Here is a 388-nt window from a genome sequence, read left to right as displayed (position 1 = left end):
GTCAAAGACCTTGCCTGTTTCATAATTTTCAAGATAAATCGCAAGCTGTACTTCTGACGATTCCTTGACAGCACTCGCTCCGTATAAGCTCATAATATCAATGATGCCCACGCCTCGAATTTCGAGTAAATGGCGCAAAATATCGGCTGGCTCTCCCCAAAGGGTCACATCATCTTTGGCATAGACATCCACACGGTCATCAGCAACAATACGATGTCCACGTTTGACCAATTCAAGACCTGTCTCACTTTTACCAATTCCTGAATCCCCTTGAATCAATACTCCCATACCGTAAATGTCCATTAACACTCCATGAACGCTGGTACGTTGTGCAAGGCGAGAATCCAAGTAAGAAGACAATTCACCTGCCAAACGACTGGTTGCGGTC

General features: G+C 45.1%; 1 pseudogene. It reads right to left on the bottom strand.

Annotated features, from left to right (window positions below):
• A pseudogene (locus IR141_RS13000) lies at nt 1-348 on the bottom strand (HPr(Ser) kinase/phosphatase); the annotation flags it as partial.
• Nucleotides 349-388 lie beyond the last annotated feature (40 nt).

The sequence above is a fragment of the Neisseria sp. 19428wB4_WF04 genome, from assembly GCF_015235335.1.
Taxonomy (GTDB): Bacteria; Pseudomonadota; Gammaproteobacteria; order Burkholderiales; family Neisseriaceae; genus Neisseria; species Neisseria musculi.
This window is presented reverse-complemented; position numbering and strand designations above follow the sequence as displayed.